The sequence below is a fragment of the Bdellovibrio sp. HAGR004 genome, assembly GCF_055397015.1.
Genome location: NZ_AP029176.1, coordinates 1,909,420 through 1,935,906, shown reverse-complemented (window position 1 = coordinate 1,935,906; position 26,487 = coordinate 1,909,420). Strand labels below are relative to the sequence as shown.

Here is a 26,487-nt window from a genome sequence, read left to right as displayed (position 1 = left end):
GCAATTGCTTACGTTTTCAGCACATTTTCTCCATCTGATCCCATGCGCTAAGCTGCTGGTTTAACAACCAGACTACAGCAAGGAATACGCATGCGGAAACTCAGAAAAAAGGACTTGGAGAAAATCACAGTGGACCGAAAAATCGTCGAAGGCCTTCGCGAAGGACACTCACTCACCGCACTGACTAAATCAACTGGTAAAGGCAAAGGTTACGTCATAAAAATCCGCGACCAGGCGATAGAGCATGGCTATGTAGCCGTCGCAAACCCAGAGAAGAAAATCTACTGCAAAACCTCAAAAGAAATCCCACCTTACCCAGAGGCGCTGTTTCCGCTGCGCGATGGTCGCAGCGAGAAGGCCATTGAAACGGATGCCATCTTAGATCCCAAGCGCGAATGGATCAAGGAGCGCATTGAACTTGGCTGGAGTCCGCAAAGTATTTTTGAAGAGCTTCCGCTCTCTGTCCCGCGATCTAACTTCTACCGCTACATTCACCGCCACAAACTTATGCGATCCGCACCTGCGCGCAATGTGATGGAGCTTGTTCACTCACCGGGGGAATGTCTGCAGGTGGACTGGGGAAAGCTCTTTGACGTCGTCGATCCTGTCACAAAAAAGAAAAAAACAATTTGGATTTTCGTTGGCGTTCTTGGGCATTCTCGTTACGAGATGGCCCGAGTTGTAGAGAAACTCGACTTTGAAACAACTGCCGAAGTTTTAATAAGCATGTTTGAGGAACTTGGCGGAGTCCCTCGTAAAGTGACTTCTGATAATCCCAAAGTCTTTGTTCATGAGGCATCAAAGCACGAGCCGACGTTGAACCCGGCCTTTGAAAGACTGGCCTCGCACTACGGGTTCGTTGTCGAGGCATTGCCGCCTTATTCTCCAGAGAAAAAAGGCAAAGTGGAGCGAATGGTTCCAATGAAGCGTCGCCTTTTTGAATCCTACGATAAGTCCCAATATTCACTGAGCGGCGCACAGTCACACATGAATAAAAAGATGAGTATCGCCAATGAGAGAAAGCACGGGACTCACCTACAAAAACCTTTGGATGTGTTTCTTAACGATGAAGCCTCGTTGTTAAAGCCTCTTCCTTTATTACGCTACGAAGTGGAAACCATCACTCGCTCAACAGTGAGGTCTGATGGTTATGTTCGCTTTGCAAACAAGTACTACCGAGTAGACACAAGACTCAAAGGCGAAATAGCTTTGGTGATTGGTAATTCAGTTCAAGTAAGTATCTACTGCAACGGTCGACTGTTAGAAGTTTACGAGCGCATCCAAGATAAATTCACAAGTAAAGCCTGTAAAGATCATTACAAGGAGTCTTGGGAGAAGACTCTTCAAGATCATGGTCACTATCTGAAGCAAGCAAAAATTATCGGCGTCAATGTTGAGCGCTTTGTAGGAATTATTTTGGCTCGAGGCGAAGGTTTTGTTGATACACGCAGCGTATGGGGTCTTCTGACGCTGAACAAGAAGTACAGCAATGCCGACATCGACAAGGCCTGCCTTTCAGCGCTGGAGTTATCACAGGTAAATTTAAAAACAGTTCATCAACTATTGAATATTATGGCAAAGCCAAAACCCAAAGCTCCTCGTCATGAGGAGGTTTTATCCGCGCAGACGGTGGGAGGTAAGTTTGCGCGCGACATGAGTGAGTATAAAAACCATTTACGTCTGGTTCATAGCAACCAGGCCCACTGAAAGGAAAGACAGTTATGACAATAGATGTGATACGCGATCAGTTAAAGCAGTTACGAATGCCCGCGGCATCCGCAGAGATCGAGGGTTTAGTTCAAAAAGGAAAACGCAGCCAGGATCTTAAGTGGCTCAGTGAGCTTCTATCCACGGAATTAGATGCAAGGGCAGATAACGCCGTAGAAAAAAGGATTAAGAAAGCGGAGTTCCCAGAGCGAAGAAGCTTTGAGCAGTTCAATTGGGATTTCAATAAAAAACTCCCGCGCGAAAAAATCGAGGATCTGAAAGATTTAAAGTTTATCGAGAACAACGAAATTGCATTGTTTTTGGGAAGTCCCGGCACGGGCAAGAGTCATCTTGCGATTGCTCTTGGGATGAGCGCTGCGCAGGCTGGTCACAGTGTTTTTTGTACGAGTGTAAAAAGACTTGGGACAAAGATCCGTAAAGCGCGCGAGAACAATAAGCTCGATGTTTTATTCAAACAAATTCTAACATCAAAGCTATGGATCTTGGATGACTGGGGCGTCGTAACAATGCCACGAGACGTGAGTGAGGAGATCTTCGATTTATTTGATCGACGCAAGCACAATTCGGCTATGATCTTAACCAGCAACCGCGACGTTGAAGAATGGCCACAAGTTTTTACCGATCCGATCCTGGCAAGTGCTGCCATCGACAGGATGTTCGAGAATGCCCATATTTGCATTTTTGAAGGCCCCAGTCACCGCATGAAGGGACGAATAACTTTCAACGATATTGACAGCGAGTAGAAAGACCAATAAACCCTCAAAAATCAGGTGGTCAAAGTATCTGAAACGAACCCGGTCAAACTAAGTGAAACGGAACACGCAGCTTATTTGGGCAAGCAAGAAGATCCAGATGCGGCCCTAGTTTTTAATGGGAAAAAAGATATTTACTGGGATATTTTTAACTCAAAAAAATCAAAAGAAATTATCAATAAGATAAGTGAATTAGCGCATCCTCTTACAAAGTTGTCCCACACAAGAGGCCTCACTCAAAGAGACTGGATGAAAAGACTTGAGGCGCTTGGTAGTTTTTAAAAGATTTAAGCGTCCCGGCAATCAAGGCCGAGGATCGAATCTTCGAAAAACAAAGGTCAGAATTACTTGCTCAAATCGAAGATCTGAGTTGCTAGCCTCTCACCCCCATTTAAAACGGGGAGCCGAAGCGTTCAAATCACTGGATCAAAAAACGAATAAGAGAGCCTGCTAGCCACGAAGTTCTAAGCCCAAAATGCGGCAGGGCCTTGGATACATAATCTTCTGATAAGTTATATTATGTAACGATAGGTAGAGGGGTTTCCTAAGAAAAACCCTCTAAGTGCTTATAATCTGGTTCATTCTAGGTACTGAAACGACCCACTTCAGATTCTTATCAATGCATCTTCTGAGGTCATCAGCTGCTGTGGGTTCTCCATGTACCAAAAAGATACGCTCTGGTTTAAATGGGGCTTCTTTCAGCCAGCCAATTAGGCCTGATCTGTCTGCATGGGCTGAGAACGAATCTGAAGGAACCACTTTACAGTTAATTTCCACATACATTCCATGCAGTTTAACTTCTTTGGCACCATTTAAGATTGTATGCCCGCGGGTTCCAGGGCTCTGAAAGCCTGCCAAAAGAAGTATATTTTTGGGATCTGGAGCGAAGGCCTTTAAATGGTGTAAGACCCGGCCTCCTGTGAGCATTCCGCTGGCTGCAACAATGATTTTCGGGCCCAATTTATCGTCGTTCAAAGCTCTTGATTCCTCAGCGTCTTTCACGCAGTGAACTTCAGCCATGACTTCGGCAAACTGTCCCGGACCTAGACGATGGTACTCGGGATATTGTTCATAAAGGCGGGCAACTTCATGACCCATGGGGGAGTTGAAATAGACGGGGATTTGAGCGGGGATCTCCCCGTTTCTTTTAAGTTCAGTGATCTCATAAAGTAGATTTTGTGCCCGCCCTACTGCAAAACTGGGAATCAACAGCACTCCCCTAGATTTGGCAATCTCCAGAATGCATTGTTTGAGGATCTCTTTGGAGCTTACAGGGGAATGATCGCGATCTCCATAGGTGGATTCCATCACAATATAATCGGATTCAGCAGGTGGCTCTGGTGGCGGCATCAGAGGGTCGTTATTTCGCCCCAAATCACCAGAAAAACAGACGCTTTTTTCATCACTGGCAATCAGAACCGAGGCCGCTCCAAGGATATGACCGGCGCTATAGAAACAGCAGGTCAAATTGCCGATCTTAAATTCCTCATGCAAAGACAGGGGCTCAAACAGAGGCAGAGTTTTTTCTACGTCTTCAGTGGTGTACAAAGGCAAGGCTGGAGCATGCTTTGAAAAGCCCATCTTATTGGCATATTCAGCATCCTCCTCCTGGATTTTGGCGGCATCCAATAAAATGATTTGCGTGAGTTCAGCCGTCGGTTCTGTGCAGTAAATACTGCCTTTAAATCCTTTTTTCACCAACAAAGGCAAAGCACCACTATGATCCAGATGAGCATGAGTCAGGATAACAGCTTGAATATCTTTGGGATCAAAGGGAAAATCTGCCCAGTTCAGCTCTCGCAATTCTTTGAAGCCTTGAAAAAGACCGCAGTCTACAAGAATTCGCGTTTCGTTATTATGTATCAAAAATTTCGAGCCTGTGACTGTTCCTGCGGCTCCCAAAAAACCTATTTCCATAATAACAAACCTTTCTAAATCTCGAGGGTTTCCCGATTCCTATGTGGCAGAACTCAAGATGCGCTCAAGCTCTGACTGCAGAAGTTCTTTTTTCTGCAGTATCTGCAACCAATCCACAGGCCAAATGTTAGTACCAAACGCAGCTCCAAGCAACGCTCCAGTAACAGCGCCACAGGTGTCAGAATCATCGCCGCGATTGACAACTTGAATTAGGATCTCTTCAGGAGTTAGGCCTTCCAGGGACTTTTTTAGAGCCCACAGCCCCGCCCCTAGGGTCCAGGCCGCATGTCCGCTGGTGTTAAGTTCGCTCCAGGGAACACTCATGCTTTTGTGCAGGATCAAGGATAATTCAGAAGCTGGATCCAATGAGTTCAATGTCTTTTCAAGGCTGCATGAAACACTGGAGCCCTTCAACAAATCCTTGAGCAGTTGAATGTAAATCAAATCAACTTCAACACAAAGATCATGTCCATGGGTCATCAAACACTGGGTCTTAACAATTTCCTGCCAATCCTCCCCTTCATAAAGAGCCAGGGGGGCAGCTCGCATGATAGAGCCATTTCCATACATTGTGGGATGTTTGTAGCCGCATTCCCGCAATGGTAGGCCTGCGCGGAGGTTTTCAATGCCCTTCTTGGTGGTATTTCCGATGTCTTTAGGAAGTGAGTCCGCCCAGGCAATAAGGGAAGACTTGAGAATTTCAAAGTCGAGGCTTTGAGTGTCCGTTAGGGCTTGCAACACCAACAGCATAAGATCAGTGTCATCTGTGGCTGCACCGGGAGTCCAGTTGAAGGGGCCCTGTCCAATGATGTTTCGATGTTGCATAGGTTCAAGGGATGGCCCACCAAACTCAAGGGTCGCTCCGAGGGAGTCTCCACAATGAGCGCCCCAAAGCATTCCCAGAGATCTATCTTGAAACTCAATCCGTGTCATAGCGTCAAAATCCTTTAGTCGTCGTTTTTACATTTACAAGACTTGTCATTCCCCTTAGTCATGTTTTCCGGGGGGATTCTATGATTTCTAAAGTGCTTGCGAGCAGTGTTTATTTGATAACAAGCTTTGGAGGTCAAGGTCTTATCGAAAAGGGGCTTGATGCAGATGGAAAAATTTTGTCTGTGACTGAGTCTCCCCTTTCCGCTGATTTCAAAAACAAGACCACATGGAAAATTGCCCTGCTTGGGGATACTGGCTGCCGCCTCAAAGGTCAGCAGGTGCAAAATTGTCTGAATCCAGAGGAATGGCCACTAACTCAGATTGTGGAATCTATATCCGCCGAATCTGCGGATTTGATAATTCATGTTGGCGACTATCACTACCGTGAGACCTGCAAAAATCCGCAAAAGTGTGCGCCGCTGGCAGATACTGTCGGCTATACCTGGAATGCCTGGAAAGCCGACTGGTTTGATCCCGCCAAGGCCTTGCTGGGAACTCCTGCCATCTATGTCCGCGGGAACCACGAAAACTGCAACCGAGCCTGGGAGCACTGGCAAAAATACTTAAGTTCTGACTCGCAATTAGAGGCTTGTCGCATTCAAGACAAAACGCAGTTTGTGGAGTTGCCGGGCCTGTTGATTGTCAATGGAGACTTGAGTTGGCTTAGTGATGACCCCAGTAAACCCGATTCAAAACAGCCAGCGCAAATCAAAGCCTATCTGGAAAAGCTAAAGCAGGAGATTCAGAGTCGCAATAAGCCAAACACCGAAGTCTGGGTCCTGTTCCATCCGCCCACCTATGGTGTTGTTCCCTACAAAGAAAAAGTCGAAAACACCGAGGCCGCTGAAAGCACCAGCGAAAAAATCGTGTGGGCCACAGGAACTCCCCGGCTTTTGGAAGCGGTTCAGGCCACGGGCTTTGATGATGTGGTGGATGTCTATCTGTCAGGTCATATCCATAACGCCCAACTAGCCCAAGGGAATCATCCTCTGCAAGTTGTGGTAGGACAGTCAGGAACGCTGCTGGAGCCTGTTGGCGACTATGCGAAAAGCCCTCTTGAGTCCATTCATGGTTCCAAGGTTTTTATTCCTACTTCGCACAAGCGTCAGTTTGGATACATGACCCTTGAATTCAAATCAGGAGAAAAAGCAAAGACTCTGCTTTTCAAGGATCCCCTCGGAAAGCCAGAGTCTCGCTGCCTTATTGAAGATAAAAAGGCGATTTGTGAAAACCTAAAAGATCTTTGAGCAACTCATTGCCTGCGGTTTGGTGTTCATCATCTGTTTCATGAACGCAAAACCTTCGTTGCTGTAGCGTTTTTCTAAGCTCTGATTGTTCGTATCTTTAGCATCTCTCCATGAGGCAAAATCAATGCCGGTTTTGTCTTTAATCTCATTGAGAAATTTAAAGTACTCTTCACCTGATTTAAAGGCGCCTTCACGATACTCAATGACTTCATCAGGAAAAATGATCAAAGGTGCCAGTAGTTCGATTTCAGTGCCATACATCGATGCGATATTTGGGATCATACGCCGTGTGTCCATCTTGACGACCAGCATTCCGCCGTAAGGCACGCTGACAGTTCTACCTTTCACTTCCTTGGTTATATCCTGACCCATAAAGTTCATCGCTACGCCGGGATCATAGGTGAAGGAGATAAAACTCGAAGCTTTTGGATCACGGGCATGAGCCGTCATTTGATCCACAATTTTCACACTGTGAAAGACCTCTCCATTACCCTTAAAGCCAATGTCGCCATTTTTTTCGCGATTGGTTGTCAAAGAGCGCAGGCGACGTGAGTAGTTACCCTGGTTTTTAGTCAGGACTGTTGACATAAAGCCATAGATCTCACCTTTGCCGGTCTGGCGTCTTTGAATCTTATCTGTGTCATATTTCAGTCCACGGAAAGCAACGGTGGTTTTGCTGTGATCTGGATTTTCAATGGCCTCCAGCCAAAGCTTCCAAGCATTGACTTCCACGGGCTCCATTACGGCCCAAGGGAGATAAGCTTCAAGCATCTGACGCACGCCTTTTCGATCGTTCTTCATGATCAGATCATCAAGCTTCTCTTGCATGCTTTCCAGCTGATCCAGAGCTTTGGTTTCTGTTTTCCATTGATCCAGAGTTTTTTGCTGTTTTCGCGCAAATTTAATTGCTTCCTTGTTCAGCTCTTCAATTTGCTGCAGAAGCTCTCCCCGCACCTCATTAACAACCTCATAGCTCAGATTCATATCAGCAGCCAAAGCGTTGGTCAGTCTCACATTCTCCAGCATCCGGGCCTGCAAGGACACCCAACGAGCCTTCGCTGTGGGACTACCTTGACGAACATTATTCAGGAGCTCAGCAATAGCGTGCGGAGACTCAATTTCCGCCATGACTTTAGCACTTACGTCTCCATAAAATACATTGTGCTGAAGACTGCCCATATAGCCTGACGTAGACTTCATCGCTGCAAGGATAGCAAGATCCTTGACCAGCAATTTGGGATTATTCAGAGCAGTTTCGTCGTAGCGTAAACGCAAGATTAGACCTTTTTCTGTGTACTCCGGAACAATCTCGGTGTGCGTAGGAGTATTTACCAAGGCAACTTTTTCTTTTTCCATCTGAAATCCGCGACGCAAACCCTGATAGCTGAATAAATCTGAATGGGCATTGCTGTTCAGTGAGGCCTCAATAAAGTTCTTCTCTACGGCGAAAGCCTCCGAGCCCGCAGTCGCTGCGGAGCCAAAGTTATAGGCCGCAAAGGATGCTGGCGCGGCCAAGTTGAGAGACAGAATCGTCAGAATACAGGGAACAGATTTTCTTACAAAAGAACTGCTTCGCATCTCATACCTCCGGCAGACTCAACAATTTCGCGGAATCGAACGCCGCCATTTTTATCGATTTCCTTCTTCAAACCCAAATTCTTCAAAACAGTTTTCTCATAGTGAGATGCCAGCACCCGACTGGTTTTCGAGTTGAAGAAGACCGCGTGGCGGGTCTTTTCCGCATCAAAATTAACCATCTCAATCTGAACCTCTTTGCCCAGGCTATTGTGAATTTTTGCAAGCTCGGCAGCATAAATCTTATTAGCCTCAACTGAGGTCGTGTTTCCGACCATCAATTGCAATTTCAATGCCTTCTTCGGATTCCAGGTTCCATTAAGAAATTCCTCGCCGCCGACCACCGCAAAACTCACGCGACCGATCTTTTTTGAGATGAGTTCCAGAGCTCCGGAGAATTTCTCTAGCTTATCCATCAAGAGCTGTCGATCAAATGCTGGCTCAGCCTTGATCAAAGCCTCCAGCTCCGCTGTGCTGTTGAGACCCATACGAATGGCAAGTTGTGTAAGCTGCAGCTTGGAGGTGACATCTCTTGAAGGGCGAAGGCTGTCAATTTTATGATACATAGTCTGGACTGCGCGTTCGGAAGAGATCATGCTCAAGTTTGAAACTGGAGCTTTGATGCCGTTATTAATAAACAGGCTTTCCAAGAGCTTCAACTGTCCATTTTTGCGTTTTCCAGAGTCAGCAGCAGCCACTGCCAAGGTCTCATGCACAGACCCGACGATATCGGACACCAACAAGTAAGGCTGGAAGCTCACTTTGGGGCCCAGGTTTTCTTTCAGATAACCTGTTTCCAGCTCCACAACATCAATCTTGCCGCTCCACTTTTTGAACCATTTTTGCGTCTCATCAAAGGGGGATGTTACCTGCCCCAGAGTCTGACCAGTTTTAACAAAGTCAGTTCCATAAGAGGGCTTTTCCAGCTCAAGCAATTTACCATCCTGCGTATAGGTATGTGACGGAGCCACAACATCCCCGACCTTAAGACCTTTATCGATAATTCCACCGGCAGTTCCAATATAGACAACTTTGTCATGGCCGGAATTTTTGATAGCGCGAGCGACAGGGACGACCTCGTCTCCCCACATATTGGAAATAAATCTCCAGCGCACAATACGTCCGTCTTTGGTCTCCAAAAGGACGTCGGAGATATCATGGCTCGGCTGTTCTGAGTTGTAGATTTCATAGTTCGCAGCAAGAGGGTTTGCGATCTTTTCAAACTCTGTTTTTACCACGGCAGCTTTTGAGGTCACAGAGAAGTAGGAGCCGCTTTCCACCACTTTTTGTGACAGCTTTTGAATCTGACTCTTGTCAGGACCAGCAGCTTGCTTGATATCAGGCTGGATTTGCGCCATAGAACCCGCCATGGCAATAACGTTGGCAATGGCAGACTTCTGTCCAATCACCACCATGTCGGCCTTAGGAAGCGTTTTAAACAACTCCAGAAGGCTTTGCTCCTGCTTTCTATGAACAGCATTGGCATTGCCGTAGACTCGAACAAAATCGCTCTTCAAAGCCACCTTGTCCTCATATTTCAGGATTCTTAACTGCGCGATGAGATGCTTGACCCGGTCATCGCCTGAAATACGGGTGAAAGCATAAGAATACTCCTGCGTGCGAGCATCAAAAACCAGATAGATTTTATTATAGTTGGCAGAGCGTGTTTTCACTTCCGCGACAACTTCACGCTGTTCCTGAGAAACGCGCTGACGGAAGTCGCGCTCTGTCCCCAAATGAAATTCCACATTTTTACCAGTCACAGCCGCATCCCAGAACAGGGCGCGGGTGGTTTTTTCTGAAATATAGCGTTCTGCATCCAGTAGAATCGTTTTGCCATCCACATTCGGAATGGAGCGCTTGTTGTATTGAACAGGTTCAGACTTAAGGTCCGAAACAGAAGCTTCACGCTTTAAAGTGATGGGATCGACCTTAAAGCCTTCCATCAACTTTTTGCGGAAGAAGTTATAATTCCACTCAATATCCTTGAGAGTCAGGTTGGAGAATTCAGGGAATTTCTTTTTCAGAGTTGTCAAAATCAACTCATTCCATTTATCTGGATTATTGAGGTCCTGATTTTGGAACTTCTCACGAGCATAGTCTTCAGGCTCAATACGGCGAATGGCTTCAGCGGCCGCCTTTTGTTCGTGATCCATGAGGTAGTCTGCAAGGCCATCTGAATAGAAGTCCAGACGGTCCACTGCCAACAGATAGTCCAGTTGATTCAACTGAGCCCTGTGTTGCGCTGTCATTTCTGCACGAACGGGAATTCCCATTCCGCCGGTAGAAATTAAGAATGCCAGAACCAGAGTATATATTTTACGCATAGAAGACTCCTCACAGAACCATCATGCAAACTCTATGTGCCGGCCTAAGTATTTAATTAAATTGATTTTCTCAGAATGAGATCAAGGAGTACCACCAGAATTGTCACTCAGCTGTCAAGCGGGGAGACGTCTCAAATTGAAACATCCCCTCCCCGTCTTGCGTGGGAACTATTCAAAGGTCCATTCTTTAAAGCCTGCAGCCAGCGCTGCAGGCAGATCCTTGCGATCTATTTCATAAACATTGGCATTGCCTGTAGGGCTGCCGCAAAGTTGGATTCTCATCATGCCATCATTTTGGTTGGTGGCGGAATAAACCTTAATCTCTTTGAGATCTTTTTGCATGTCAGCCACGGCAACAGCTTTACCCTGACCACACTGTAAAGATCCGTCGTACTTGTAGACTTTCACCCGGTCGGTTGTGCTGTGTTTCTCCACGATCACCTCGTTCTGCGAAGGGGCTGTAGCTTTTTTTTGCACGCGACAATTGCCATGAGTACAGGCAGTTACAAGAGCCAGAAATGGGAGTAGAAGCAGGAACTTTTTCATATCTTATCCCTAAAAGTAAGGGGTTTTAATCCAACCAGCATCCACTGCATAAAGATTGGCTTCTCCAGAAATAAAATAAATCCGGCCCGCTTTTTCATCCACTTGAGGAGCCGAAAGTATTCCGCGACCAGGCTCAAAGGACCCGAGTTGCTTTCCAGAATTCAGATCCAGAAAACGCAGAGACCCCTGAGACTCTCCAAAAACTGCGGCCCCTTTATAGGTCTTGATCTGGGTAGCAATGCCCTCTTTCAGCTTGTAGGACCAAATCTTCTCACCATTGCTCTTATTCAGTGCCCAGACTTCGCCCTGAGTGGTTGGATACAACATCTTGTCGCCAATGATAGTCACGGCGCTGTAGCCGCCGCCATCCACACGCCACAGGGTTTCCCCTTTGTCCGTAGAAATGCAATATAGCTTGTCGTCATAACCTGCGACATAGATCTGGTTTCCATCCACGACAGGCGTTGCATCGATATCACGGAAGCGTTTATTGCGATTGAGTTGAGTCTCCCACAAGGTTGATCCTGTTTTTGCATTCAATGCCACCAGGGAACCATCAGAGAAACCTACATAGAGGTGACCGTTATGAAGAGCTGCCTGACTGCCACCACGAATGGAAAATACGGAGGTGTCCTGCCTAGAGTGCAACCACAACTGTCTTCCTGTCACCGCATCCAGGGCGTAAAAAACACTATTACCCGCTAGGAAATAGACAATCCCTTCATCCAAAAGCGGAGCGGCCAGGTTTTCGGATTTCGTCTCAAAGGTCCATTGCACTTTGCCGGTGCTAGCCTCAATAGAATAAAAATTCCCGTCACTGGCACCAACAAAAAGACGATCACGAATCAAAGTGGCACTGGGTTCAGCGCCATTTGCAATCGGGAGTCTCCAGCGTTCCTGACCATTTTTCCGATCATAGGCAACCAGACCATCCAAACCATTTCCCTGAATCACCAAATCTCCAGCCAAAACTGGAGTCATACGGTTGATTTTCCGAAAACCCAGATTGTCCTTCTCCGTCGTACGGCGAACCCAAGCGGCTTTCACTTGATACTCGCGCTGATTGCTATTCAAAGAACTCCACTTATCCAAACCAGAATTCAGTGTGGAGCAACCAAGAGTCGACAAAAACAGGGACAAAAGCAGGATGATCTTCATGGATTCCCCGAATTAAAGATTCTTTTTAGCCTTCAAAAGACGCAGATACTTTTCAGCCTCTTTAGAAGCTGCAAAATCAGTGTTATTTACATCTTCTTTTTTGCTGACCTCAGTGTAGAGCTCTTCCGCCTTTGCCACATCATTCAAGGATTCAAAGCAAAGACCCATACGAAGCTTGGCTTCATCATGAGCAAATGCCAGAGACTTGGAGCTGGCCAGTGCCTGCCATTTTTCAATCGCAGCTTTGCAGTCACCCTTATTTGCCAAAACATTTCCAAACTGCATCAGAACCAAAGCAGTCAGAACATCGTCTTTAGCAAGGCCCGCTTCAATCTTAGTCAAAGCGGCCGCCGCCTCTTCGTTTTTCTTATAGGTCAAGTAAATGTCACTCAAATGCAAAGCCGCCATTTGGGCTGCTTTGGTCTTTGGCGCATCAACAATCAGAGCCTCAAAAGAGCTTACGATTGTACCGTAGTCTTTATCCATGTCGCCCGTGGCTTTTTTAGAGGCATCCACAGCGGGAGCTGCTTTATCTTTGGTTTGCGCTTTCATTTGTTCAGCACGGGAGGCTTCATCAAAAGCACGTTTCTTTTCAGTGTAGGCCTTCTCAAGAAGGAAATACTTTTCCTGCTGAGTCAGTTCTTTCTTTTCTGAAAAATAGCTCATCAAAGAAGCGCCTGCGCCGATCACTACAAAAGCGGCAATCGCCGTGATCACCATTTTTGAATGTGCTGTGGTCCATACGAACCCCTGTCTCAAGGTTTGAGTAACCTGATCCGGGGACTTCAAATCGTCTTTAGAAATCTTTGTGCTCAAGATAATTCCTCGCTGTTAACCAGAAGACCGTCGGGGGCTTCTAAAAGTAATTCTAAGTACTTACGAGAAAAGATTGTTCTTTGGTCCAGGGGTGATGTCAAGTAATTCACTCGGCGCATAAAAAAAGCCCGCCGCAGTGTCGAGGACAGATTGTCCCCGATTTTGCGGTGGGCTTAGCTTCACTCGGGAGAATTTAAAATCTCCGAAGATTGAAAATCTTAGCGGTTGTTCACTTCACGAAGAGTTGTGAACGCACGAGAAGATTTGCCAGGGTGACGCTGCTTCAGGCGACCAATGGTATTGATACGCTCTTCAGCCAAACGATCAGCCGCAGTGTGGGTGCCGATATTGTCGCGCTTGGCGATCTCATAAACCTTAAGCATATTGTCATAAACACGCTTGGTCTTCTCGAAGGCTCGCTCTGGAGAGTAACCCTCAAGCTCAACAAACACGTTCATTAGGCCACCAGCGTTGATCACATAGTCCGGAGCATACAAAATGCCCAGCTCTTTCAACTGATCTCCATGACGTGCTTCTGCCAGAACATTGTTTGCTCCGCCGGCGATCACCTTGGTTTTCAACTTAGTGATGGATTGATCATTAACAATAGCACCCAAAGCGCAAGGAGCCAGGATGTCGCACTCTGTAAAGAGGATTTCGTCTGGACTGACGGACTTGGCCTTGTATTTTTCAGCCACGTTTTTAGTGCGAACAGTATCAATATCAGCAACTGTAATGACAGCGCCTTCATCAGAAAGATACTTCACAAGATTAGAGCCCACATTTCCAAGACCCTGAACCGCAACATGAAGCCCCTTCAAAGAGTCTGTGCCGAATCTTTCTTTTGCTGAAGCCTTGATGCCCATCAAAACACCGTGTGCAGTGTAAGGAGATGGATCACCAGAACCACCGAAGTCCTTAGGGATACCGGTCACCCAAGGAGTTTCCATGTAGATGTGTTCCATGTCCTGAACAGAAGTTCCCACGTCCTCAGCAGTGATATATTTGCCATTCAATGAGTTTACGAACTGACCGAAAGCTCTGAATAAGCCCTCAGATTTCTGCGTTTTTGGGTCGCCAATGATAACAGCTTTACCGCCACCCAGGTTCAAGCCCGCTGCTGCGGCCTTATAAGTCATACCTTTGGACAAACGAAGAACGTCAACCAGAGCCTCGTCTTCATTTTTATAATTCCACATACGGGTGCCGCCCAGTGCAGGCCCCAAAGCTGTGTTGTGAATAGCGATAATCGCCTTCAAACCAACATGAGGGTCGTTACAGAACACAACCTGCTCATGATCACCATGCTTAGAGATAATCTCAAAAGTTCCCAATGTAGGCTCCTTCATTTATTTTGATTGCCGGGAGATCATGGGTCCAATTGAGTAAAAAGACTAGCTTTAATGCGGGGTATAAGGTGAGGCCTCCGCATTTTCAATCAGAGGCCTATATGCTCAATAAAACTACATTTTTTCAGGAGCTGGCATTCCCAGAACATTCAAACCGTTCTTCAGCACCAGACCTACGGCTTCACTCAAAGCCAGACGCGCTTCGCGAACCGCCTCGTCTTTTTCCGTCCCAATCGGACACTCGTGATAAAAGACGTTAAAGCTCTTGGCCAACTCATACAGATAAGTGCAAATAGCCGCGGGCTTGAAATTCTCGGCCGCCTGGGCCACCGCACTGTTGAAACCTGCCACAGACTGCATCAACTGACGTTCTGAAGCGTGAGACAGGCGACTCCAATCCACTTTAGCTCCAGCCGTACGCGGGAACTTTCGGCCCAAGCTGGAAATACGAGCATAGGAGTACTGCACAAATGGACCGGACTCACCATCCAGCTTCAGCCATTCGTTCATATCAAAGACGATCTTTTTGTTGGTATCAATGCGAAGCATTCCATAGAAGATCGCCCCTTTGGCCACCTGACCTGCGATTTTCTCGATGTCCTCTTCGCTCCATTCACCTTTGTAACGACTTAAGTACGTGGTCTTTACATGGTTTTCCATATTATGAACAAGCGCGGTCAAAGGCACGATATTGCCTTTGCGGGAACTCATTGCGCCGTCTGGAAGCTCGACATAGTTGTACTGAAGGTGGAAGCAGTTTTTTGCTTGCTCAAAGCCCAGCAATTCCAAAACACGGAAGACCTGCTTGAAGTGCAAAGCCTGGCGCATATCCACGATATAAACGCTCTTTTCGATATGCACATCTTCAAACTTGTGCTTCGCCAAAAGCAAGTCCTTGGTGGCGTAAAGCCCCGTGCCATCCGACTTCAAAAGCATGCAGAAACCCAGGTTTTCTTCCTCTAGGTTTTTACCTATGGCCCCTTGGGACATCTCAAGTTTGCCTTGGGCGTAGAGCTCTTTCACCCATTGCGCAGAAGGTGTGTCCATCTCAGACTCAAAATACCATTCATCAAATTTTACATCGGCCCAGTCATAGACCTTCTTCATCAGGGCAATGGACCATTCGCGTGTCTCCAGCCACAGGTCATAATAAGGACCGGATTTGCCTTCCAATTGGTGCAGGATCGCCGTTAGCTCCTGACGATTGATTTCCTCCTGCGGAGTTCCGTTTTGATCTTCCAAAAGCAGATTGGCCTTGGAATACATACTGCCCAACCATTCACCTTTTCCTGTTTCCGGAACCGGCTCTTGATTGTGCTTTTTCATGTACCAAAGACATTTGGCCACGTGCGTACCCATGTCGCCCGGGAAAGTCGAAGACACGATTTCACGGCCGCTATAACGAAGCATTCGGACAATGGCATCCCCCAGACACAGATTTCTCATGTGACCCACGTGAAGCTCCTTGTGGGTGTTGGGTTGGGAATACTCGATCATGGTTTTCGGGGCTTTTTCAACCAGTTGCTTCTTAAAGAACGCCCCATTCAGGATCGTTGCTAAAACCTGCTCCCCGTGTGTTTGTTCATTGAAGCGAATATTAATATAAGGACCGGCCGCCACGGCCGTCAGGGCCCCTTGTGATTCCTGTACACCGGCTGCTCCCATCAATTCAGCCGCCACGGCCGCTGCCACCTGCGGGGGAGCCGCTTTAAGATTTTTAGCCAGGATAAAACAGCCAAAGGCCAGGTCGCCAAGCTCTGATTTTGGAGGATTCACCAAAGACTTATAAATGTCGTCTTCAAGAGCGGAAACATCTGTATTTGGATAAGCGCGACCAATCGCGGATTTTAATAGATTTGTCGCAAGCAATCGAATGGAGTCGTGTTTAATCATAGACCTTTCCAGAAGAAAAAGACGCCCGCCCAGGCGAGTGAAACAAGAAGGACAACTATACTGGTATTTCTGTGAAATTTCAGGTCTTTTTTCAAGACTTGAAGCTCCGTTTGTAGGCGATCGCGCTCCAGAAACACACCTTGAAGATCTGCTGACAGCTTTTCGATCTCTTCTTTGCGGGTTTGGCGCTCCAAATCCAACTGCTGAAGTGCCTGCTGATGCAGCACTTGGGGGCTCGATCCTAAGAAGTAATTCGGCGTCAGTCCCGGGATCTTTTCCCGCAGGGTCAAATACCATTGCAAAGCCCGCCAAATATGTGGGGGAGCTTCATCCCCCTGCTTCACCCAGCGAGTCCAGCTGGATGGATCGACCAAAAGAAGTTGCGCCATCTTGCGCTGAGAAAGTCCCAAATCAGCGCGAATTTTCTCCAAATCCCCGATCTGATTCTGGATGACTTGAACCTGGGCCTCGTAATGCATGCGCAAAGACGTCTTTGAACGAGGGCCTATTTCATCCTCGATAAAGCTCTCGTTTAAAGTGGCTTTTTGCAGCGGGTCCTCGACCAGACCCTGGAGATCCTTTTCCATTTAAACCCCTCTGGACTGTTGCATTTCACAATATTTATATTGCTTTACACAATAAAAGACGTTGTATAATACAGATATAATTCCAGATTTGATTTTGGATGGTCAAGCTAAGTTATTGAAACCACGAAAGAATCCTTAAAGGCATAGCCCAGCATACCCTTTTTCAAAACAGACTAAAGCTTATAGCCATAATCTTTAGTGCTATGTTATTGTTTTTACTAATGTTTATTTGGGTGAATATTCGGGCGATTCGTTATGTTGCGTGGCGTTATGCGAAACCCAGACTGGACTAAACAAAATATTTATACATATCATCATCTTGAATGCGCAGCGTTATGAATACCCCTTGTCAAAGGCCCTCATCATTTTGAATGATGAATCATGGCTTCGGCACCTCGGTATCAACTCAACAAAAACAAATATCTTCTCGCACCCGAATCAGAACGTTTGCGAAAGATTCTCACAGATTTTCAAGACAAGGATCCCCGCAACTGTTTGATGATCTGGACGGCTTTGCGAACCGGAGCCCGGGCTCAGGAAGTCTTAAACATTCAAAGGTCGGATCTAAACCCCTACGATGAAAGCATCTTTATCCGGGGTTTAAAGAACTCCAATGACCGGGAAATTCCAGTTCATTCAGCCTTTTTCGAAAGACTTCATCGCTTCGCCGAACAGCAAGGCGGAACCTCGGTTTTTCCGATTTCATACAATCGATTGTTTCAGATCTGGGAATTATATCGCCCTGTCCCAAAGAAGTTTCATTCTTTAAGACATACTTTTGCGATCGAACTTTATCAGAAGACGAAAGATTTAAGACTAGTCCAGGTGGCGTTGGGACATCGAAACATCGCCAACACCATGGTTTATGCGGACTACGTTTATTCTCAGCAGGAGCTGCGGAAACTTATTCTATAGTTACTCTTCGATGCTGCGAATTTCGTTCGCCAAACGATCGAATTGCTTTTCTTCCGATGCGCGGTGATTGGATTTTTCTTTTTTAAAGGCCAGCAAGTCTTTTCTGGTGGGCGCATTATAAGAAGTGCCGGAATTTTCCACAACAACAATGCGCTCACGCATTTTCTCCTGAGCTGCCACCTTGTCGCGAGTCGCTTCCAGATTGCTCTGAACATTATGATGAAGCTCACTTTGCGCTTTGGTGTTTTCACTGATCAAAGCGTTAAAGTCCGAGATCTTTGCAAAACTGATTGCTGGGATCAGGGTCATAACTGCGATAAGTGCTTGCTTCTTCATACTAACTCCTTGCTGGATGCTTCTAGTTAAAGCAAAGCTGATGCCATCCGGTGCACGCTTAAATTGCTTTAGACGACAAACTCCCGACAAAGTCGCTTACAACTGTCTAAGAAGTAGTTATCAATTCTTGTAATGAAACAGAATTAGCCCTATGGTGAAAAGTATATTTATAGGTGTCTCAGAATGATAAAAGCCCTTTTTCCCACCTTCGTTTACTATGCCCCCGTGGCCGGAACATCCGCCAAGGGAGTCACTAAATTAAATAAAGAACTAAAAGCGGAGTCCTTAAAGATTGCTGAAATCGACAAGGAAGGTCAGCTCTGGTCTCAAAAGAACTATAAAGGCGGCTACACTTCTTACGGATCCATGAGCCAGCTTCATCAGTTTTCCTCCACATTTGGTGATTTGCAAAAAATGCTGGATAAGCATGTTCGCAAGTTCGCAAAGCATCTTGAAATGGACATCAACCCTCGTGAATTGCAGATGACCTCTTGTTGGGTGAATATCATGCCAACCCATGTGATTCACACCATGCACATTCATCCACTTTCCGTGATCAGCGGGACATATTACGTGCAAACCCCCAAGAATTGCTCTGCGCTGAAGTTTGAAGATCCTCGTATGGAATCCTTCATGGCTTCACCGCCGCGCAAACACGACGCTAAAGTTCACAATCAGCGCTATTACTCCTTGGCCCCACAAGAAGGCCATGTCGTGCTGTTTGAATCCTGGACCCGACACGAAGTTCCTCAGAACGCGGCCGACAAAGAGCGCATCAGCATCAGTTTTAATTACGACTGGGTGTAGCGATGCCAGAAGCTGCCGGAATCCAGATAGAAAACCTGCATAAGGAATTCGCCGGAAAAAAGGTGATTGAGAATCTAAACCTCAACATCGAAGCGGGTTCATTTGTTTCTATCGTGGGCCCTTCGGGTTGTGGAAAATCAACTCTATTAAGATTGATTGCGGGGCTTGAAACACCTTCTGCCGGAACGCTCAAAAAGGCTTCTGAAAAAGAACTCCATTTCAGCTTTGTTTTTCAGGATCCCAATCTGCTGAGCTGGAGAACTGTATACGAAAATGTGCGCCTGCCTTTTGAACTGAACGTTCATCTTAAAAATGTTCCCGGCAGCGAACAGCACAGACGCATCATGGAGTCCCTTAAAAAGGTGCATCTGGACGAGTCCCAAAATCTCTTCCCGCACCAGCTCTCGGGCGGGATGAAGATGCGTGTCTCACTGGCGCGGGCCCTGGTGAACTCTCCACGCCTGCTTTTAATGGACGAACCTTTTGCCGCTCTGGACGAAAGCACGCGCTTTGAAATGCAGCGTGAACTGCATTCCCTTTGGATGAAGGAGCGAATGACGGTGATCTTCGTGACACACTCTTTATTTGAATCCACCTTCTTATCCGAAAGAATCATCATGCTTAAAGGGGCCGGGGCCCCTGTGGTTTTGGATCAAAAGCTGACTCTGCCAACCAACAGAGAAGAGAACCTGCGCACCACAGAAGCCTTCAATAAGATTGTCGAAGGTCTTTCAGAAAGGCTGCGTGCATGAAGCGCTCTTTGCCTGCATTGATCAGTTTTATCATCCTCACCCTTGGTCTTGAGTTGATTGTGCGTGGCGGGTGGGTGAGTGAGACCCTGCTTCCCTCCCCTTCCATGGTTTTGCAAAGTCTGGCTGAAATGCGCAGTGATTTTATCGTGGCCTTTAAGGAAACGCTTTTGAATGTTCTGGCCGGATTGTTTTTAAGTATCTTCATCGGAAGCCTGGTGGCTTTTGTTTTCTCTTTGTCGGACCTTTTAAAACGGGCAATATTACCTTTTGCCATCTTCTTTCAGACCGTACCGATCATCGCCATTGCGCCTTTGCTGGTCATCTACTTTGGCTTTGGTTCGCCGACAGTGATTGCCTCTAGTTTTATTGTCTCCATCTTTCCCATCATCGCCAACACCCTGATGGGACTTGAAAGCGCCAGTCAATCCCAACGCGACCTTTTTCGCATCTATAAAGCAACTCCACTGCAAACGCTGTGGAAGTTAAAGTTGCCCCATGCTTACAGCTATATCTATTCGGGCTTTAAAATTTCTGCGGGACTCTCGATCATTGGGGCCATCGCCGGGGAATTTGTCGCGGGCGGCGGCCTGGGCGCCATGATTGATTCCGCCCGCACACAGCAGCGGGTGGATATCGTTTTTGGCGCACTGTTGCTGCTCTCACTTATGGGGTTGCTCTTTGTGGGCACCATGGCTTTAATCAACCGGATCATCTTAAACAAACGCCCCTTGGCCACTCGGTCTCAGGAATAGGAGATGCTAATGAAATCTTGGATCGCTCTTGGAGCTCTTTTATTTTCTTTTGCAGTTCAGGCTGCCGACACTCCGGTGGAAATTGCTTTAAACTGGAAGGCCGAACCTGAATTTGGAGGCTTCTATGCGGCTTCGCTGCAGGGTTTATACAAAGCCCAAGGTCTGGATGTGAAGATTTTAGAAGGAGGCTCTGGCACGCCGACAGTGCAAATGCTGGCGAATGGTAAAGTGGATTTTGCCATTGTCAGTGCGGATGAGCTGATCATTTCTCAAGATCGCAATAAGCTGAACAAAGTCAAAGCCCTGTTTGCGGTCTATCAAGTTTCTCCTTACATCGTGATGACTCATGCAGATAGAAACTTTAAGACCCTCAAGGATGTCTTTATCAGCGAGGGCTTTTTATCCATGCAGTCCGGCCTTCCCTACTTTCAGTATCTGGTGCAAAAGTTTGGCAAACCTAAAGTTCGTGTGGTCCCGTACACGGGGGGCGTTGCTAATTTCCTCAACGACAAGACCTTCTCTCAGCAGGGTTTCATCACCACCGAACCACTGACGGCAGAAAAAGCGGGCGCGAAAGTGAAGTCCTTCCTGATTGCGGATGAAGGATTTAACCCTTATTTGGTTGTGCTTGCCACAACCGAGCAGGTCTTGAAAAACAAACCCGACCTGGTCAAGAAAGTGGTCGAGGGAACGCGCGCCGGGTGGATGGCTTATCAAAAAGATCCTAAATCAACCAACGAGCACATGGCGAAACTGAATAAGGCCTTTGATCTGGAGACCTTCAACAAGGCCGCCGAGATTCAAAAGCCTCTGATTGAACCTGCAGGAATCCCCCTGGGGAGTATGAGCGATGAGCGCTGGGAGACCCTGACTCAGCAACTTAAAAAACTCAAACTGATCAAGACCACGCCCAAGGCTGCGGATCTTTATATTAAATAAACATAGGGGGCATGGATAAAATGCTCATGCAGCATTTCCTTGAGATCCTCCACCTTCCAATATTCAGGATTGGCGCTGGATAAAAACATCGCAATGGCATCGGCATTTTCATACCACAGACGATTGTTCTCGGTGATTGCATCAGAGTCGTTGTTTTTTACGGCCGTTAAGAGATTTGAGGCGATCAGAATGTGATCAGTTAAAAGACGGGTCAACTCGGTTCCAGCCGCCTCACCATAATAAGGTTTTATCGCATTACCAATATCCACTTGATTTTGTAAAAGCCTTTGGGTGGTCACACTCAAGTTTGGCAGCTCATGCACCGCTGAAATAATAAACAACCGGGTCCAGGTCGCATGATCTTCCCAGAGCTTGCGCAGATCTTCGCGCAGCTTCACCGGATCGCTCTTCACTTCATGCCCATCCACAGAGATCGCAGGCCCGACCGGCGTTTTCGTCAAAGTGTATGAAGGACCAAGAGCCCACCCCGTTGTGGATGTGAACATCGCGGATATAACCATGCCTTTTACCAGAGTTTTCATTCTATCAAATACCACAAATGCCTCCTTGCTTATGGGTATTCAAACTCTAATTCTTTGAGGCTGGTTATCAATTCGAAGGTTCCCTTTGTGGTGAGTTACAGTTTCCGTTCCACCAAAGGCGTTATTTGCCATTCTGATGTTGACGTGCCCACTGGGCAAACACGACGTTGGCCCCCACCACAGCCAACAAAGAAAGATACACTAAATATTTAAAATCCTCTGTGTTTGGCAGAAGGCTTCCCATTGCAAAAAGGATCAGCGTCGCCAACGTCGTCGTCAGGGAACTCAAAGAATTCAACTCTCCCCGCTGATCCTCTGGTATCAACCTTTGCCTCAACTCAAACTCACCATTGGAGAATCCATAAAGCCCCACACGCGAAAGCAAAATACATCCTAGGAAAACATAGACCGACGCTGGCGTGTTCAGAACAAAAGCCCCCAACCCGACAGCCAAGGTCACCCCTTGAAAGGCCAGATGGCATCTGGAACTGAAAATCAACCCGGTCCTTGCCGCCAAATACGGGAAGGTCAGCGTTGAGATCAGCCCAAACACGGCTCCCAGACCGCGAAACAGGCCAATTTCCACCTCCGGCAAACCCATCTGGTCTTTCAGATATCCCGCCAACAAAACTCCGTGCGGACTCAGTACCGAAAGCCACAGCAGAGCATAGCTCAGAATCAGCCAAAATATCGGATTTCCCAGGGACTCTTTGAGGTTAAAGTGAAATTGTTCCTTCCAGCTCTGAAGGTCTCGGACTTTTCTATTTTGAAGACCGGATTTTTGAATCACATTCCTAAGAAGAAAATATTCCGGGGCAAACGACAAAAGGTTCCAAATTGCGATCAAAACCAGTCCCGCCAAATGCAGATAAGAAGACTGAACTGCAAACAGGATCCCAGCAAGAATGGGCGCCCCGACTTCAGTTCCCAGATCAATTCGGCGCAACCAGCTATTGAAGTGGGTCAGCCTGTCGTGCGGAATCAGAGACGGAGCCAGATCATTTCCCACAGAGATATCCGTAATCAGAGACCCCAGCGAAGCCAGTATTCCGAAGAACGCCAGGGCCGCGAATAATAATGCCACCCCCAAGGGCTCTGGGCCGTATGCATGAACCGCGTTATCTAAGACAAAGAAACAGATCACGCCGCCCAGAACTGCAAAAAACTGAATCCACACCCCGGCTTTAACAACATGTCCGCGCTGCTGGGAATCCATCCACTTTCCCGACCAGGGGGTCAGAAGAAAAGTCCCAACCTTTATGATCAGATAATACAGAGCCGCAATCTGAAGTTTTCCTGGAAACACATGCAGCAATGCAAACGGCACCACAAAATCCCAGGCCTGATCTCCAGAGCGGGTCAACAATCTTCCCAGCAACAGCTGAGTTTCAATTTTCAACAGTCTATCCATGCCTCTTGACATCCTATCCCCCGGGAGGGGATACTAGTGACATGTCACATAAAAAGCAACACGCAAGTCATGAGGATGTTTCAAAAAGACTGAAGCGCGCCAAAGGGCATCTTGAGACCGTCATCAAGATGATCCAAGACGAACGCGAATGCGTGGATGTGGCCCGTCAGCTGCACGCCGTGGCCAAAGCCATCTCGGCCGCCAAGAGCGTTTATATTCACGATCACATCGAGCACTGCCTGGATGGAAACCATAAGGATCTGGATTTGGATGAGATCAAAGAGATCACCAAATATATTTAAGCATCAACCTCTCACCTAAGAGAGGTTGATGCCGAATTCAGCTACAAGGATCTTTCTGCGCCCAAATCTCGCGGAGCTTGTTTGCGTTGGCGTGCCCACTGACGTTCAACCTTGCCAACAAAGTTACGAACTGCTTCTGCAACCTCCTCAGGCTGCTCGATGACCAGCGCATATCCCGCATGATGAATAACTCGGTATTCCGCACCCGTAATGCCTTTAGCCAAGCGACGATAGGCTTCCAGGCTGGCTGGCGCATCTTCATCTCCGGCCAATATCAATGTGGCACAACGAATCTTACCGAGATCTTTGGTAAGATCATTTCCATGGAAGATCTGTGTTGCGGCATCTATTTCCTCGGGCTTCATATGTCGGACATGACTGATCCACTTTTCCCGGCGACTGACCTGCACGGGATCTTTGGTGGCTTTAAAGGTGGCACCAAACCACATGTCTGCAAAATCCTTCACATTGGCTTTCATACCTTCTTTCTTTGCTTTCGCGACGAAGCCGTCCATCTGTCGGATGGTTTCATCACTGTCGGCTTCAGCAGTGGCCCCCATCAAGGTGCAGCTTTTCAAAAGATCTGAACGATGGATAGCCAGTTGCAGCCCCACATAAGCCCCAAGACAATTTCCTACAAAGTGACAGGGTCCCACATTGAGCTGCTCTATAAAGGCAGCCACATCTTTGGCGCTGTTTTCCAGATTGTTCATGGTTGGACCGGCGCTTCGCCCCAGACCCCGATGGTCATAACAGATGACTCTATAGTCATCCTCCAGAATTCGGGTCAGGGGTTCAAAAACTGTGGTGTCCGTGTAAAGCAGCGGACTCAGCACGATGCAGGGGGCATTTTTGGGGCCATGTTCTTCATAGTAATACTCATGACCGTTGACTCTTAAGGTTGCCATAAGACCCCCTTTCAGGTTGCAGCCTAAGACTACTCCCATTTATGACCACCACAAGGTCTGCTGGACGAAAACAGTCCTTGACCAAGCGCCCCAAATTAACTAAAACCTCCTGTTCCCTGCCCCTTACTTTCCCGTGGCAGAACCGAGGAGTTTCTATGAAAATCAAATTAACTGAGGTGCCTGAAGAAGGCCGATCCTACGTCTGGACAAGCAAAACAGGCGAAGCCAATGCGGTTCTGGCGGACATCGTGGGCAAGAATCCCTATGAAGCTGAGTTTTTCATTAAACCGCTCAACTCCAAGGATTACGAGCTGACGGGTCGTATTGTGACAAAATCTCCGGAAATCTGCTCTCGCTGCGGAATTGACATTGATTATCCGGTCAATGAGAAGTTCCACGAGATCCTGATCCCCAAACAAGGCCAACCCCGCAATGGAAAGTATTCCAAGGTCAACCACGTCAGCGACCTGCCTGATGGTGGCCCCGAGTTTTCTGAGTACGAAAACATGGTGTTTGATATGGGTGAATTCCTGCACGAAGTGGTCGCTCTTGCTGCGCCTTTTAATCCAGCATGTCCGGAAACCATCGATGGAAAGCCCTCAGATTGCAGAATTCCTGAGGAAGGTCAGCTCTTTAGCTACGACGAGGAAATGCCTGTCGAAAAGCCCCAGAGCCCTTTTGCTGCCTTAAAGAACTTAAAACTTAATTAAATTGTTGATTTTTATCATTCTTTGGTTAAATTAACGTGCTTCAATTAGAACTGATTCAATAACGAGGTTTGAAATGCCAACTCCTAAGAAAAAAACATCCCGCTCTAAGCGTGACATGCGCCGCTCTCACGATGGTCTTACTGCTCCAGCAGTAGCTGTTGAAAAAAAGACTGGTGAGCTAGTTCGTCCTCACCGTGCATCCAAAGGTGCTGATGGCGCTTTGTACTACAAAGGCAAACAAATCAGCGCAGCGAAGTAATTTCGCTCTATAACAGAATAGGTTGACTCCATGGCAGGAATGTATCGATCTCGAGTTTCAGGGATAGGCTCCTATCTACCAGAAAAGATCCTTTCAAATACGGATCTGGAAAAGATGGTAGAAACCAACGACCAGTGGATCGTTGAAAGAACCGGGATCGAACGCCGCCATATTGCTTCCGAAGATCAGGCAACCTCTGATCTTTGTGTCATCGCCGCGAAACGCGCGCTTGAAGATGCTAATCTGAAAATCGAAGACATCGATATGATTTTGGTGGGCACCGTCACTGGTGACCACCAGATGCCGTCGACGGCGTGCTTTGTTCAGGCTAAGCTGGGGGCAAAAAATATCATGGCGGTGGATCTTAACGCTGCTTGCTCTGGCTTCCTTTACGGCGTCAGCATTGCCGATCAATTTATCCGCACAGGAATGTATAAAAATATTCTGGTGATCGGAGCCGAAGTCCTTTCCCGCTACATGAACTATAAAGACCGTGAAACTTGCATTCTTTTCGGAGATGGTGCGGGAGCATGGGTTCTGTCTCGTGCCGCTGAAGGGGACAAAAATGTCATCGAAAGCACTCACCTGCATGCCGATGGCAACCTGGCGGATCTTTTGATTCTTCCTGCGGGCGGAAGCAAGATCCCTCAATCTCACGAAGCGATCGACAAAGGTCTTCACTTCATGACCATGAAGGGCCGCGAAATCTTTAAGAACGCGGTTCGCACCATGGCATTGTGCTGCCAGGAAGCCCTGGAGCACAACAAGGTGAGTCCGGACCAAGTGGACTGGATTATTCCTCACCAAGCCAACAAGCGCATTATTGAAGCTGTGGCTGATCAATTTAAATTCCCAATGGAACGCGTGATTGTTTATCTTCAGGAAACTGGAAACACATCTGCCGCATCCATCCCTCTTGCATTTGACTGGGCCGTTAAAAACGGAAAAGTCAAAAGAGGCCAGACGATTCTGCTGACCGCATTCGGTGCAGGTCTCACATCCGGCAGTATTCTTTTGAGGTACTAA

At 47.2% G+C, this 26,487-nt stretch carries 27 protein-coding genes; 13 read left to right on the top strand and 14 right to left on the bottom strand.

Features of this window, described 5'->3' with window-relative positions:
- Positions 1–90: 90 nt before the first annotated feature.
- From istA to ACZ5ZV_RS09740, 3 genes are read left to right on the top strand one after another with little or no spacing between them, the layout of a single operon-like run.
- Positions 91–1,707 carry an IS21 family transposase gene (istA, locus tag ACZ5ZV_RS09750; RefSeq protein ID WP_464117241.1) on the top strand — a complete coding sequence of 539 codons (1,617 nt, stop codon included), beginning with the start codon at positions 91–93 and terminating at the stop codon, positions 1,705–1,707.
- Positions 1,708–1,721: 14 nt separating this feature from the next.
- Positions 1,722–2,471 (top strand): IS21-like element helper ATPase IstB, encoded by a 750-nt coding sequence (gene istB, locus ACZ5ZV_RS09745; RefSeq protein WP_464117240.1) that lies wholly within the window; start codon positions 1,722–1,724, stop codon positions 2,469–2,471.
- Positions 2,472–2,498: 27 nt separating this feature from the next.
- On the top strand, positions 2,499–2,762 hold the full coding sequence (locus ACZ5ZV_RS09740) for a hypothetical protein (protein ID WP_464121249.1): 264 nt from the start codon (positions 2,499–2,501) through the stop codon (positions 2,760–2,762).
- A 276-nt stretch (positions 2,763–3,038) separates the two neighbouring features.
- On the opposite strand, the gene ACZ5ZV_RS09735 is transcribed toward ACZ5ZV_RS09740, so the two are convergent.
- Together ACZ5ZV_RS09735 and ACZ5ZV_RS09730 are read right to left on the bottom strand one after the other, a co-directional pair.
- Positions 3,039–4,397 (bottom strand): MBL fold metallo-hydrolase, encoded by a 1,359-nt coding sequence (locus tag ACZ5ZV_RS09735; RefSeq protein ID WP_464121248.1) that lies wholly within the window; start codon positions 4,395–4,397, stop codon positions 3,039–3,041.
- A gap of 39 nt (positions 4,398–4,436) precedes the next feature.
- Positions 4,437–5,294 (bottom strand): ADP-ribosylglycohydrolase family protein, encoded by an 858-nt coding sequence (locus ACZ5ZV_RS09730; protein WP_464121407.1) that lies wholly within the window; start codon positions 5,292–5,294, stop codon positions 4,437–4,439.
- 116 nt (positions 5,295–5,410) lie between these two features.
- Here ACZ5ZV_RS09730 and ACZ5ZV_RS09725 point away from each other — a divergent pair, with 116 nt between their 5' ends.
- Entirely contained in the window at positions 5,411–6,577 is a 1,167-nt protein-coding gene (locus tag ACZ5ZV_RS09725; protein ID WP_464121247.1) for a metallophosphoesterase family protein, read from the top strand.
- Here ACZ5ZV_RS09725 and ACZ5ZV_RS09720 read toward each other — a convergent pair.
- From ACZ5ZV_RS09720 to ACZ5ZV_RS09685, 8 genes are all read right to left on the bottom strand, one after another.
- Positions 6,563–8,155 carry a hypothetical protein gene (locus ACZ5ZV_RS09720; RefSeq protein WP_464121246.1) on the bottom strand — a complete coding sequence of 531 codons (1,593 nt, stop codon included), beginning with the start codon at positions 8,153–8,155 and terminating at the stop codon, positions 6,563–6,565. The genes ACZ5ZV_RS09725 and ACZ5ZV_RS09720 overlap by 15 nt on opposite strands.
- A complete protein-coding gene (locus ACZ5ZV_RS09715; protein ID WP_464121245.1) occupies positions 8,134–10,479 on the bottom strand; it encodes a hypothetical protein in 2,346 nt (781 codons plus the stop codon). Before ACZ5ZV_RS09715 ends, ACZ5ZV_RS09720 begins: the two co-directional genes overlap by 22 nt.
- 168 nt (positions 10,480–10,647) lie before the next feature.
- Positions 10,648–11,025, bottom strand: a complete 378-nt coding sequence (locus ACZ5ZV_RS09710) for a hypothetical protein (RefSeq protein WP_464121244.1) — start codon at positions 11,023–11,025, stop codon at positions 10,648–10,650.
- A gap of 9 nt (positions 11,026–11,034) precedes the next feature.
- Positions 11,035–12,183 (bottom strand): outer membrane protein assembly factor BamB family protein, encoded by a 1,149-nt coding sequence (locus ACZ5ZV_RS09705; protein WP_464121243.1) that lies wholly within the window; start codon positions 12,181–12,183, stop codon positions 11,035–11,037.
- 12 nt (positions 12,184–12,195) lie between these two features.
- Positions 12,196–12,999 (bottom strand): tetratricopeptide repeat protein, encoded by an 804-nt coding sequence (locus ACZ5ZV_RS09700; RefSeq protein ID WP_464121242.1) that lies wholly within the window; start codon positions 12,997–12,999, stop codon positions 12,196–12,198.
- A gap of 218 nt (positions 13,000–13,217) precedes the next feature.
- Positions 13,218–14,348 (bottom strand): Glu/Leu/Phe/Val family dehydrogenase, encoded by a 1,131-nt coding sequence (locus tag ACZ5ZV_RS09695; RefSeq protein WP_464121241.1) that lies wholly within the window; start codon positions 14,346–14,348, stop codon positions 13,218–13,220.
- 114 nt (positions 14,349–14,462) lie between these two features.
- Entirely contained in the window at positions 14,463–16,241 is a 1,779-nt protein-coding gene (argS, locus tag ACZ5ZV_RS09690; protein WP_464121240.1) for an arginine--tRNA ligase, read from the bottom strand.
- Positions 16,238–16,828: a hypothetical protein gene (locus tag ACZ5ZV_RS09685; protein WP_464121239.1), complete on the bottom strand. Its 591-nt coding sequence runs from the start codon at positions 16,826–16,828 to the stop codon at positions 16,238–16,240. Before ACZ5ZV_RS09685 ends, argS begins: the two co-directional genes overlap by 4 nt.
- Before the next feature lie 381 nt (positions 16,829–17,209).
- Between ACZ5ZV_RS09685 and ACZ5ZV_RS09680 the strand changes: the two genes are divergently transcribed.
- Positions 17,210–17,743, top strand: coding sequence for a tyrosine-type recombinase/integrase (locus tag ACZ5ZV_RS09680; RefSeq protein WP_262552077.1), 534 nt, complete (start codon positions 17,210–17,212; stop codon positions 17,741–17,743).
- Here ACZ5ZV_RS09680 and ACZ5ZV_RS09675 read toward each other — a convergent pair whose 3' ends face one another.
- Positions 17,744–18,079: a hypothetical protein gene (locus ACZ5ZV_RS09675; RefSeq protein WP_464121238.1), complete on the bottom strand. Its 336-nt coding sequence runs from the start codon at positions 18,077–18,079 to the stop codon at positions 17,744–17,746.
- Positions 18,080–18,262: 183 nt separating this feature from the next.
- Here ACZ5ZV_RS09675 and ACZ5ZV_RS09670 point away from each other — a divergent pair, with 183 nt between their 5' ends.
- From ACZ5ZV_RS09670 to ACZ5ZV_RS09655, 4 genes are read left to right on the top strand one after another with little or no spacing between them, the layout of a single operon-like run.
- Positions 18,263–18,886 carry a 2OG-Fe(II) oxygenase family protein gene (locus tag ACZ5ZV_RS09670; protein WP_464121237.1) on the top strand — a complete coding sequence of 208 codons (624 nt, stop codon included), beginning with the start codon at positions 18,263–18,265 and terminating at the stop codon, positions 18,884–18,886.
- A gap of 2 nt (positions 18,887–18,888) precedes the next feature.
- The gene (locus ACZ5ZV_RS09665; protein ID WP_464121236.1) at positions 18,889–19,638 is read left to right on the top strand and encodes an ABC transporter ATP-binding protein; all 750 of its coding nucleotides are present in this window, start codon (positions 18,889–18,891) and stop codon (positions 19,636–19,638) included.
- Positions 19,635–20,390, top strand: a complete 756-nt coding sequence (locus ACZ5ZV_RS09660) for an ABC transporter permease (RefSeq protein WP_464121235.1) — start codon at positions 19,635–19,637, stop codon at positions 20,388–20,390. The genes ACZ5ZV_RS09665 and ACZ5ZV_RS09660 overlap by 4 nt, the downstream gene beginning before the upstream one ends.
- Positions 20,391–20,399: 9 nt before the next feature.
- Positions 20,400–21,329 carry an ABC transporter substrate-binding protein gene (locus ACZ5ZV_RS09655; RefSeq protein WP_464121234.1) on the top strand — a complete coding sequence of 310 codons (930 nt, stop codon included), beginning with the start codon at positions 20,400–20,402 and terminating at the stop codon, positions 21,327–21,329.
- On the opposite strand, the gene ACZ5ZV_RS09650 is transcribed toward ACZ5ZV_RS09655, so the two are convergent.
- Complete coding sequence (locus ACZ5ZV_RS09650) at positions 21,317–21,886, bottom strand: hypothetical protein (protein WP_464121233.1); 570 nt, start codon at positions 21,884–21,886, stop codon at positions 21,317–21,319. The genes ACZ5ZV_RS09655 and ACZ5ZV_RS09650 overlap by 13 nt on opposite strands.
- 106 nt (positions 21,887–21,992) lie before the next feature.
- Positions 21,993–23,282 carry an MFS transporter gene (locus ACZ5ZV_RS09645; protein WP_464121232.1) on the bottom strand — a complete coding sequence of 430 codons (1,290 nt, stop codon included), beginning with the start codon at positions 23,280–23,282 and terminating at the stop codon, positions 21,993–21,995.
- A 41-nt stretch (positions 23,283–23,323) separates the two neighbouring features.
- On the opposite strand from ACZ5ZV_RS09645, the gene ACZ5ZV_RS09640 reads away from it, so the two are divergent.
- Complete coding sequence (locus tag ACZ5ZV_RS09640; protein ID WP_464121231.1) at positions 23,324–23,584, top strand: metal-sensing transcriptional repressor; 261 nt, start codon at positions 23,324–23,326, stop codon at positions 23,582–23,584.
- Between the two features lie 41 nt (positions 23,585–23,625).
- Here the strand turns inward: ACZ5ZV_RS09640 and ACZ5ZV_RS09635 are convergent, their stop codons facing one another.
- The gene (locus tag ACZ5ZV_RS09635; RefSeq protein WP_464121230.1) at positions 23,626–24,492 is read right to left on the bottom strand and encodes an alpha/beta fold hydrolase; all 867 of its coding nucleotides are present in this window, start codon (positions 24,490–24,492) and stop codon (positions 23,626–23,628) included.
- Positions 24,493–24,647: 155 nt separating this feature from the next.
- On the opposite strand from ACZ5ZV_RS09635, the gene ACZ5ZV_RS09630 reads away from it, so the two are divergent.
- The 3 genes from ACZ5ZV_RS09630 to ACZ5ZV_RS09620 all read left to right on the top strand — a co-directional run bounded on the left by ACZ5ZV_RS09630 (position 24,648) and on the right by ACZ5ZV_RS09620 (position 26,487).
- Entirely contained in the window at positions 24,648–25,202 is a 555-nt protein-coding gene (locus ACZ5ZV_RS09630) for a YceD family protein (protein WP_464121229.1), read from the top strand.
- A gap of 73 nt (positions 25,203–25,275) precedes the next feature.
- Positions 25,276–25,461: a 50S ribosomal protein L32 gene (rpmF, locus tag ACZ5ZV_RS09625; RefSeq protein ID WP_061835820.1), complete on the top strand. Its 186-nt coding sequence runs from the start codon at positions 25,276–25,278 to the stop codon at positions 25,459–25,461.
- A 30-nt stretch (positions 25,462–25,491) separates the two neighbouring features.
- Positions 25,492–26,487: a beta-ketoacyl-ACP synthase III gene (locus tag ACZ5ZV_RS09620; RefSeq protein WP_464121227.1), complete on the top strand. Its 996-nt coding sequence runs from the start codon at positions 25,492–25,494 to the stop codon at positions 26,485–26,487.